The following is a 9,149-nucleotide window of genomic DNA, read 5'->3' on the forward strand; positions in this document are numbered from 1 at the left end:
CGCCTTGAAATTCGCTTTACCGCGAATTTTCGGACAGGCTCTGACCCGCAGTCGTCAGGGGCGCGCGAACCATTTCGGGAAGCGCCGCGCCTTGTCCGCGACCAGCCCCTCGTAATAGCGCATCAGGTCGATCGCATGGTCGCGGTCGGTGCGGACGCGGGCGGCGGCGGCATCGGCGGCGGCCTTTACCGTCGGATAGTCGCGCGCGAACATCCGCGCGATCGCGTCCGCCGCCGATCGCGGATCGCGCGCGGCATAGGTTTCGGCGAAGTCCGGCTCGGCGATCTCGGCACAGCCACCCTCGTCGGGCACGATCAGCGGCAGGCCCGACGCCAGCCCTTCCAGCGCGACGAGGCCGAAGGGTTCGGCATCCGATCCGTGGATCAGCGCGTCGCAGCTCGCCATGATCCGCGCGAGGCGGACGCGATCATAGACCGGGCGGAAGAGCTGGATATGCGGACTGTCCTTCAGCCGGTGTTCGAGGCGACGGGTATGCACCCCGCTGCCGATCTGGATCATGCCGACGGGCATGTGATCGCCCGCCATCTCGACCGCGTCGAAGATCATCGGCCAGCGCTTCTCGGCATGATGCCGGCCGAGGCCGAGCAGGAGATGGCCGTGTTCGGGCAGGCCGAGCTGGTCGAGCAGCGAGGCGCGCAGCGCTTCGTCACGATGTTCGGGCGAGAAGAAGCCACGCTGGATGCCGAGCGGCATCGAGGCATGGACCGTCAGGCCGCGCGCGGCGTGGCGTTTTTCGAGCGCGGGGCCGTTGGTGACGAAGGCGTCCATCTTCGCCAGATATTTGGCCATGTAGCGCGTCCACCACATGAAGGCGTCCTCGATCCGCTCGCGGCTGGCCAGCTTCTCGAACCAACGCAGGGGATAGGCGCCGACATTGTCGTTGTGCGCGAAATAGACTTTCACCGCATCGCCCGGCCAGTCGGCGACGATGGTGGCCGGACGCCACGGACTCGACGCCTCGACGACGTCGGGGTGCAGTTCGTCGAGCAGCGCGTGGATCGCATGGCCGCGCACGAAGATGCCGTAGTTGGGATCAAGCACCAGGGTCGGCGCCTTGACCCAGTGGATGCGCCCGCCGCCGGGGCGTTCCTCGACCGAATTGGCCTTGGCCGGCGCGATGACGATCAGTTCGTGGCCGAGTTCGGCCATGATCGTCATCTTGTGATCGATATAGGTGCGAACCCCGCCGCCGGTCGGCGAATAGAATTCGTTGACGTCGACGACGCGCATGTCCGGGATCGATCAGTCGAGCGGCGCGAAGCCGCCGAGGCCGCGCAGATATTGCGCGCGGACGTTCACCGTCACGACGCCTGCGGACACGGTGACGATCGCCTGCGCCAGTTTCGGCCGGGCGCGGCCGAGCTTGCCCGATCCGACGAAGCCGGCACCGTCGCGCATGAAATTGAACTTGTTGCGACCGTCGCGGTCATGGGTGAACAGCAGCGCGTAACGGCCGGGTGACGGTGCCTTGATGCAGAGCTGCACCGCGCCCGATGCCGGCATGTCGCCCCACACGCGGCGAAAGAACTTGCCCTCGGCGCGCAGGTCGCGGTCGTCCTTCAGAAAATCCGCCTCGTTCGCCGGATAGAGTTCGAGCTTCAACCGTCCGGTACGGTCTTTCAGGCCGGTGACGTTCACCCGGATCGCCGGGCCCTGGCCACCGTTACACGCGGCGGCATCGCTGCCGATCGACTGGGCGGCGGCGGGCGACACGGCGGCCAGCGCCAGGCCCGCCGCCATCAGGGGCAATCGCATCATTCTTTCCTCGCCAGTGCCGGAAGCCCGAATGCCGCCATCAATACCACATGGGTGGCAAGGGTGAGCGTCGCGACGAACGCGACGAGATCGGAGAGGGCTTCGCCATGGCCTATGAAAATAATCGCGAAGTTGGCGAAAAGAAGGTCCTTGTTCGGCAACAGTGGCAGGCGGGCGACCACCAGCCGCCCGGCGGCAAGGAACAGCCACCATTTGATCGACACTCCCGGCATCGCGAAATAGCTGGCGATGCCGAAGGCGAGCGAGCCGAGCACGAGGCGCGCGCAATGCACGCCGAAGATCCAGCCGAGCACCCGCGCGGGCAGCGAGAACACCCGGTTGGAAAACAGCAGCAGCAAGCCCGAAATGCCGATCGCCACCCCCGCCGACCATGCCAGCATGCGCAGTTGCGCGGCCGTGAACAGCTCGAACGCGAACGGCAGCGCAAGGAGCAGCATCGCGACGGTCACGATATTGCCGGCGATGCCCGACAGGATCGTCACGTCCTTCACCGCGCCGAACGGGGCAGTCACCATCTTCAACCGGGCGCGCGCCCACGCATAGAAGAACACATCGCCCGAATAACCGATGACGACGTCGTTCGCGATCCGCTTGCGCACCAGCGCGCCAAAGCCGTCGAACGGCAGCTTCCACAAGCGGCGGAAGATGATGAAATCGAACAGCGGCGGTGAAAGATAGGCGGCGGCGAAGAACAGATAGAACCACGGCGAATCGGGCGCGGCGAGTTCGACCCCGGCCCAGCCATGGTCGAACAATTCCCACGCCAGCCCGAGGATCATCAGTCCCGACAGCAGCGCGCCGAGCATGCGCGGCCAGCGCCGCCGGATGCGTTCGAGCGGGACCAGCCCGGCCAGATCGGGTTCCGGGCCGGCCGGCGGGGGGGAAGGATCGAGCGCCATCGCGCCCGTTGACCTATCCTGCCTGTTCACGACTGCATAGCATCAAGCGCGCGACGCCACCGCATCCGGGTGGGCGGCGGCAACCGCCGGCAGTCCGGCGGCGCGCGCGTCGATGGCGGCAAGGCGCGGCCAGCGCGCGACGTCGAGGTCGAAGCGCCGGGCGTTGTAACATTGCGGCACGAGGCAGCAGTCGACGACGTTCGGGGTGTCGCCGCCGAAGAAGCCATCGGCCGGGGCCTGTACCTCCAGCGCGTCGAACCCTTGCGCGATCCAGTGGCGATACCAGTCGGCCTTGGCCGCCGCGTCCGCGCCGAATTGCGTCTCCAGCCGGCGGAGGACGCGCAGATTGTCGATCGGATGGATGTCGGCGACGATCACCAGCGCCTGCGCCATCGCCCGCGCCCGCGCGATCGGATCGGCGGGGAACAGGCGCGGTTCGGGATGGGCATGGTCGAGCCAGTCGAGGATCGCCAGCGACTGGGTGAGCACCGTGCCCCCGCCAATCTCGAGCGCGGGCACCAGCCCCTGGGGGTTGCGCGCCAGATGGCCGGGCGAGCGCTGTTCGCCGTTCAGCAGCGACACCTCGACCCGCTCATATGCCACGTTCTTCAGATTCAGCGCGATGCGAACGCGGTATCCCGCCGACGAGCGGAAATAATCGTGGAGCGTGGTGCCGCTCACTCCGCCTTGCCCGTGGCGGGCACCAGCGAGGTGCCGGCGCGGCCCGGGCGGAACGAGGAGAACCACGTCCGCGGATCGAGGCTGGTCGATCCGTCGAGCGAGAAGGTGAGGAATTCGGCGCGCCCGCCGATATTCTCCCACGGCACCGGGCCGCCCAGACCACTCTCCGATTCGGGGAAGCGGCTGTCGGCGCTGTTGTCGCGGTTGTCGCCCATCAGGAACACATGGTTCGCCGGGATCACCTTCGCGGGATAATTGTCCCCCCGCGAATAGCCGAGATCGATCGTGTCGTACTGCCGCCCGTTCGACAGCGTCTCGCGGTACAGCGGCAGGCGGCAGAATTCGCCCTTGTCGGTCCGCACCAGCGCGCCGGGGTATTGCGCGGCGTCGCAGCGGGTGTTGGCGTCGACCGGGATCATCGCATCGCCCATTGCTTTCCGGGGAATTGCGATGTCGTTGATGTAGACGACGCCGCCCGCCACCTCGATCCGGTCGCCGGGCAGGCCGATGACGCGCTTGATGAGATCGGTGTTGCTGCCCGGCGGCTTCACGATCACCACGTCGCCGCGCGTCGGCAGCGATCCCCAGAGGCGGCCGTGCCATGCGGGCAACTGCACGCTCCACGTCGCCTGCGGTTCGTGGAGGAGCACGTCGCGGACCATCGCCACCGGATTGGGGATCGTCGGCGAGACATAGGACCAGCCATAGGCATATTTGCTGACGACCAGCCGGTCGCCGACGCGCAGCCCCGGCAGCATCGATTCCGACGGGATGTAGAACGGCTTGGCGACGAAGCTGTGGAAGCCCAGCACCACCAGCAGCAGCCAGAACAGTCCGCGCAGTTCGCCCTTCCAGTCCAGCCGTTTGGACGGGGTGGCGGCGGTGGCGGGCGGCGGCACGGGGGCGGAACGGTCCGCGCCGCTGTCCAGCGCCATGGGGTCGGCCATCGAACGTCCTTCTACTGGGGGATGGCTTCGATGATGACGAACGCCTGCGCCCAGGGATGATCGTCGGTCATCGTCAGATGTACCCGCGCGACGTGGCCCGCAGGGATCGTCGCGTCAAGTCGTGCTTTAGCACCACCGGTGAGCGCCAGTGTCGGTGCGCCCGAGGCGGCGTTGACCACGCCGATGTCGCGCATGAACACGCCCTGCGCGAAACCGGTGCCGACCGCCTTGGAAAAGGCTTCCTTGGCGGCGAAGCGCTTGGCGAGCGTGCCGGCGCGGGTGAACGGGCGGCGCGCCGCCTTCGCCTGCTCCACCTCGGTGAAGACACGCTGGACGAAACGGTCGCCGAACCGGTCGAGCGACGCCTGGATCCGCTCGATGTTGCAAAGGTCGGAGCCGAGGCCGACGATCATGCCCCGGTCCTCATCGGGCGTCCTCCATCAACCCCTTCATCCGCCGCACCACCGGCCCTAGGCCGTCGAAAATCGCCTCGCCGATCAGGAAATGGCCGATGTTGAGTTCGCGGAGCTGTGGAATCGCGGCGATGGGCACGACGTTGTCGAAGGTCAGGCCGTGGCCGGCGTGGACCTCGATCCCGTTCTTGGCGGCCAGTGCGGCGGCATCGGCGATGCGGCGCAGTTCGGCAACCTGCGCCTCGCCCGACAGTTCGGCATAGCGGCCGGTGTGCAGCTCGATCACCGGCGCGCCAAGCGCGATGGCGGCGGCGATCTGCTGCGCATCGGGTTCGATGAACAGCGACACGCGAATCCGCGCTGCTCCCAGTTCGCGCACCATCGGCGCCAACGTATTGTGCTGGCCGGCGGCGTCGAGGCCGCCTTCGGTGGTGCGCTCCTCGCGCTTTTCGGGGACGATGCAGGCGGCGTGCGGCCGGTGGCGCAGCGCGATGCCGAGCATCTCGTCGGTCGCGGCCATCTCAAGGTTGAGTGGGACGGTGAGTTCGCTTGACAGCCGGGCGATGTCGTCGTCGGTGATGTGGCGGCGATCCTCGCGCAGATGCGCGGTGATGCCGTCGGCACCGTGGTCGGCGGCGACCAGCGCGGCGCGCACCGGATCGGGATAGCCCGAGCCGCGCGCATTGCGCACGGTCGCGACATGATCGATGTTGACGCCGAGGCGTAAAGGTCCGGTCATGCCGCGCGGCTGCCGGGCTTGATCGCGGGAATCGCGGCGAGATCGGCGGGGAGCGCGTCGGGATGATAGCTCGGCACGTCGAGGCGGATCAGCGGGAAGAACGGCACACCCAGATCGGCCGATCCGTTCGAGCGGTCGACCAGCGACGCGGCGGCCACGACCTCGCCGCCCGCCGCGCGGATCGCGGCGATCGCCTCGCGCGACGACAGGCCGGTCGTCACGACATCCTCCATCATCAGCACGCGGGTGCCGCGATCAATGGCGAAACCGCGCCGCAGTTCGAACGTTCCGGTCGGCCGTTCGAGGAACATCGCGGGGGTGCCGAGCGACCGGCCCATCTCGTGCCCGACGATCACCCCGCCCATCGCCGGCGCGATGACGACATCGATCGACTCGCGCACGTCGGCGGGCAGGCGGCGGACCAGTTCGTCGGTCAGCCGCGCGGCGCGCTTCGGGTCCATCAGCACGCGGGCGCATTGCAGGTAACGCGAGGAGCGCAAGCCCGACGACAGGATGAAATGCCCTTCGAGCAGCGCCTGTGCCGCGCGGAATTCGTCGAGGATCGCGTCGTCGTTCATGGCTGCCTTCGTCCCGTGTCTGCCAGTCGCCGCGCCTCTACGCCCGGCGGCACATGCTCTGCAACCATCGCTTGAGGCCGGACGACATGCCGCGTATAGCCCTGTGGCGTAGGGATTCCAAACGCCCGCCGCACGCGACCATGCCGATCAAGAAGCGTGCCGCGTGCCACACAACGGGGTGACACGACACGATGCGAAGCTTTGGGACGAGGATGTTGATCTTGGCGGCGGCCGCCGCGCTGGCGGGCGGTGCCCATGCCCAGCAACCGGCGGCGGTGACGCCGGGCAGCGGCGCGACCGCGACCGCGCCACAGGCGGGTGCGCCGCCCCCCGGATCGGCGGCTGCAAATCCGACCGCGCAGGCGGCTCCGGCGGCAACCGCCGCCGCGCCCGCGCCGGCGGCCGTCGCCGATCCGATGAAGAACGACGACGGGTCGCCGCGCATGGTCGCGGTGCCGGGGGTCGGCCAGCCGGTCGACCGCAAGATCGACCTGCAGGAACAGTTCACGCCGACCGGTCGCGAGGCCAAGGCGTTTCACAACAACATCCTGATGCCGGTGATCGTCGCCATCTCGCTGCTGGTGCTGTTCCTGCTCGGGTATGTCGCGTTCCGGTTCCGCGAGAAGGCGAACCCGGTCCCGTCCAAGACGTCGCACAATACCGTGATCGAGGTCATCTGGACCGCCGCGCCGGTGCTGATCCTCGCCGCGATCGCGGTGCCCTCGATCGGGCTGCTCGCGCGCCAGTTCAAGCCCGCGCCCGACAATGCGGTGACGCTGAAGGCGATCGGCAACCAGTGGTTCTGGTCGTACGAATATCCCGACTACGGCGGTGTGTCGGTCACGGCCAACATGCTGAAGGAAAAGGAGGACGTGGGTCCGGGACAGCGGTTCCGCACGGCCGCGGACGGTCCGCGCCTGCTCGCGGTCGACAACCGGATCGTGCTGCCCGTCAACCGCCCGATCCGGCTCATCACCACCGCCAGCGACGTGATCCATAGCTGGGCGATGCCGGCATTCTGGGTGAAGCTCGACGCGGTGCCCGGCCGGCTGAACGAAACCAGCTTCACCATCGAGAAGCCGGGCCTGTATTTCGGCCAGTGCAGCGAGCTGTGCGGTGCGCGCCACGCCTATATGCCGATCGCGGTCGAAGCGGTGTCGCAGGCGCAGTTCGACCAGTGGATCCGCGCCAAGGGTGGCACGCTGCCGAGCGCCGCGCAGGCCGCCGCGCCGACCAGCGCGGTGATCCCGCAGCCGGGCGCCGATACCGCCGACGCGACCTCGAACGCCAGCAATGCGGCGGACGTGCCGGTCGTCAACGCGACCGAGGCCGCCTCTCCCTCCACCCAGCGCGCCACCGGCAACGGCGGCGGCGTCGGCAACGTGGACCAGTAAGATGACCGATACCGCCCTTCCCGGCCACCATGCGTTCGCGCACGACGATCATGCGCACCATCACGATGCCGACCATAAACCGGGCTTCTTCGCCCGGTGGTTCATGTCGACGAACCACAAGGACATCGGCACGCTCTACCTGATCTTCGCGATCGTGGCAGGCATCATCGGCGGGGCGATCTCGGGGCTGATGCGCCTCGAACTCGCCGAGCCGGGTATCCAGTGGCTGCCGTGGCTGTCAGGCCATGAAGGCGATCAGGCGCTCCATTTCTGGAACGTGCTGATTACCGCGCACGGGCTCATCATGGTGTTCTTCATGGTGATGCCGGCGATGATCGGCGGGTTCGGCAACTGGTTCGTGCCGATCATGATCGGCGCGCCGGACATGGCGTTCCCGCGGATGAACAACATCAGCTTCTGGCTCATCATCCCCGCCTTCGCGCTGCTGCTGGGCAGCACGATGTTCGGCGACGGGGCGGGCACCGGCTGGACGGTCTATGCCCCGCTGTCGACCTATGGCGAGCCCGGACCCAGCGTCGACATGGCGATCCTGTCGCTCCATCTCGCGGGCGCCTCGTCGATCCTCGGCGCGATCAACTTCATCACCACCATCTTCAACATGCGCGCGCCGGGCATGACGCTGCACAAGATGCCGCTGTTCGTGTGGTCGGTGCTGGTGACGGCATTCCTGCTGCTGCTGTCGCTCCCCGTCCTCGCGGCGGCGATCACGATGCTGCTGACCGATCGCAAGTTCGGCACGACTTTCTTCGATCCGGCGGGCGGCGGCGATCCTATCCTGTACCAGCATCTGTTCTGGTTCTTCGGCCACCCCGAAGTCTATATCATGATCCTGCCGGGCTTCGGCATCGTCAGCCACATCGTCGCGACGTTCAGCAAGAAGCCGGTGTTCGGCTATCTCGGCATGGCCTATGCCATGGTCGCGATCGGCGCGGTCGGCTTCGTCGTGTGGGCGCATCACATGTTCACCACCGGCCTGAGCGTGAATACCAAGATGTATTTCACCGCCGCCACGATGATTATCGCGGTGCCGACCGGCATCAAGATCTTCTCGTGGATCGCGACGATGTGGGGCGGCAGCTTGCGCTTCCCCACGCCAATGCTGTGGGCGATCGGGTTCATCTTCATGTTCACCGTCGGCGGCGTGACCGGCGTGGTACTGGCCAACGGTGGCGTCGACGACGTGCTGCACGATACCTATTATGTCGTCGCGCATTTCCATTACGTGCTGTCGCTGGGCGCAGTGTTCGCGCTGTTCGCCGGCTTCTACTACTGGTTCCCAAAGATGTCGGGGAAGATGTACAACGAACTGCTCGGCAAGCTGCACTTCTGGGTATTCTTCATCGGCGTGAACGTTATGTTCTTCCCGATGCACTTCCTCGGCGCGCAGGGCATGCCGCGGCGCTACCCGGATTACCCGGACGCCTATGCCTACTACAACCACATCGCCTCGATGGGCTATGTCATCATGGCAATCGGCATGGTGTTCTTCTTCGTCAACATCGTGATCTCGCTGGCGGCCGGTCGCAAGGCAGCGGGCAATCCGTGGGGCGATGGCGCGACGACGCTGGAATGGACACTGTCCTCGCCACCGCCGTTCCACCAGTTTGAGACGCTGCCCAAGGTGGACTGAGCCTTTCCGGCAAAATCGGCGACACGAAGCGCCCCGGGAGCGATCCCGGG

General features: G+C 67.1%; 10 protein-coding genes. 2 read left to right on the forward strand and 8 right to left on the reverse strand.

Features of this window, described 5'->3' with window-relative positions; translation table 11 throughout:
• Window positions 1–54: 54 nt before the first annotated feature.
• From ASE78_RS14830 to pyrE, 8 genes are read right to left on the reverse strand one after another with little or no spacing between them, the layout of a single operon-like run.
• Entirely contained in the window at window positions 55–1,251 is a 1,197-nt protein-coding gene (locus ASE78_RS14830; protein WP_056498103.1) for a glycosyltransferase, read from the reverse strand.
• Between the two features lie 12 nt (window positions 1,252–1,263).
• The gene (locus ASE78_RS14835; RefSeq protein ID WP_156351517.1) at window positions 1,264–1,779 is read right to left on the reverse strand and encodes a DUF2141 domain-containing protein; all 516 of its coding nucleotides are present in this window, start codon (window positions 1,777–1,779) and stop codon (window positions 1,264–1,266) included.
• On the reverse strand, window positions 1,776–2,696 hold the full coding sequence (locus tag ASE78_RS14840; protein ID WP_055758962.1) for a hypothetical protein: 921 nt from the start codon (window positions 2,694–2,696) through the stop codon (window positions 1,776–1,778). The genes ASE78_RS14835 and ASE78_RS14840 overlap by 4 nt, the downstream gene beginning before the upstream one ends.
• Before the next feature lie 42 nt (window positions 2,697–2,738).
• Window positions 2,739–3,377 carry a maleylacetoacetate isomerase gene (gene maiA / locus ASE78_RS14845; RefSeq protein ID WP_056498105.1) on the reverse strand — a complete coding sequence of 213 codons (639 nt, stop codon included), beginning with the start codon at window positions 3,375–3,377 and terminating at the stop codon, window positions 2,739–2,741.
• Window positions 3,374–4,324, reverse strand: a complete 951-nt coding sequence (gene lepB / locus ASE78_RS14850) for a signal peptidase I (protein WP_082467244.1) — start codon at window positions 4,322–4,324, stop codon at window positions 3,374–3,376. Before lepB ends, maiA begins: the two co-directional genes overlap by 4 nt.
• A gap of 11 nt (window positions 4,325–4,335) precedes the next feature.
• Window positions 4,336–4,737: a holo-ACP synthase gene (gene acpS, locus ASE78_RS14855; protein ID WP_056498107.1), complete on the reverse strand. Its 402-nt coding sequence runs from the start codon at window positions 4,735–4,737 to the stop codon at window positions 4,336–4,338.
• 10 nt (window positions 4,738–4,747) lie between these two features.
• Window positions 4,748–5,476, reverse strand: a complete 729-nt coding sequence (locus tag ASE78_RS14860) for a pyridoxine 5'-phosphate synthase (protein WP_056498109.1) — start codon at window positions 5,474–5,476, stop codon at window positions 4,748–4,750.
• Window positions 5,473–6,054, reverse strand: a complete 582-nt coding sequence (pyrE, locus tag ASE78_RS14865; RefSeq protein ID WP_056498112.1) for an orotate phosphoribosyltransferase — start codon at window positions 6,052–6,054, stop codon at window positions 5,473–5,475. The genes ASE78_RS14860 and pyrE overlap by 4 nt, the downstream gene beginning before the upstream one ends.
• Before the next feature lie 212 nt (window positions 6,055–6,266).
• On the opposite strand from pyrE, the gene coxB reads away from it, so the two are divergent.
• Both coxB and ctaD read left to right on the forward strand, forming a co-directional pair.
• Window positions 6,267–7,448, forward strand: coding sequence for a cytochrome c oxidase subunit II (gene coxB, locus ASE78_RS14870; RefSeq protein ID WP_235515098.1), 1,182 nt, complete (start codon window positions 6,267–6,269; stop codon window positions 7,446–7,448).
• Window position 7,449: 1 nt separating this feature from the next.
• Window positions 7,450–9,099, forward strand: coding sequence for a cytochrome c oxidase subunit I (gene ctaD / locus ASE78_RS14875; protein ID WP_055758941.1), 1,650 nt, complete (start codon window positions 7,450–7,452; stop codon window positions 9,097–9,099).
• Window positions 9,100–9,149 lie beyond the last annotated feature (50 nt).

The sequence above is a fragment of the Sphingomonas sp. Leaf25 genome (genome assembly GCF_001421635.1).
In the GTDB taxonomy this organism is placed as follows: Bacteria; Pseudomonadota; Alphaproteobacteria; order Sphingomonadales; family Sphingomonadaceae; genus Sphingomonas.

Excerpts from the sequence above, each read along its gene's own strand:
- ASE78_RS14830 (WP_056498103.1), bottom strand. The coding sequence starts at position 1,251 with ATGCGCGTCGTCGACGTCAACGAATTCTATTCGCCGACCGGCGGCGGG.
- ASE78_RS14835 (WP_156351517.1), bottom strand. The coding sequence starts at position 1,779 with ATGATGCGATTGCCCCTGATGGCGGCGGGCCTGGCGCTGGCCGCCGTG.
- ASE78_RS14840 (WP_055758962.1), bottom strand. The coding sequence starts at position 2,696 with ATGGCGCTCGATCCTTCCCCCCCGCCGGCCGGCCCGGAACCCGATCTG.
- lepB (WP_082467244.1), bottom strand. The coding sequence starts at position 4,324 with ATGGCCGACCCCATGGCGCTGGACAGCGGCGCGGACCGTTCCGCCCCC.
- acpS (WP_056498107.1), bottom strand. The coding sequence starts at position 4,737 with ATGATCGTCGGCCTCGGCTCCGACCTTTGCAACATCGAGCGGATCCAG.
- ASE78_RS14860 (WP_056498109.1), bottom strand. The coding sequence starts at position 5,476 with ATGACCGGACCTTTACGCCTCGGCGTCAACATCGATCATGTCGCGACC.
- pyrE (WP_056498112.1), bottom strand. The coding sequence starts at position 6,054 with ATGAACGACGACGCGATCCTCGACGAATTCCGCGCGGCACAGGCGCTG.
- coxB (WP_235515098.1), top strand. The coding sequence starts at position 6,267 with ATGTTGATCTTGGCGGCGGCCGCCGCGCTGGCGGGCGGTGCCCATGCC.
- ctaD (WP_055758941.1), top strand. The coding sequence starts at position 7,450 with ATGACCGATACCGCCCTTCCCGGCCACCATGCGTTCGCGCACGACGAT.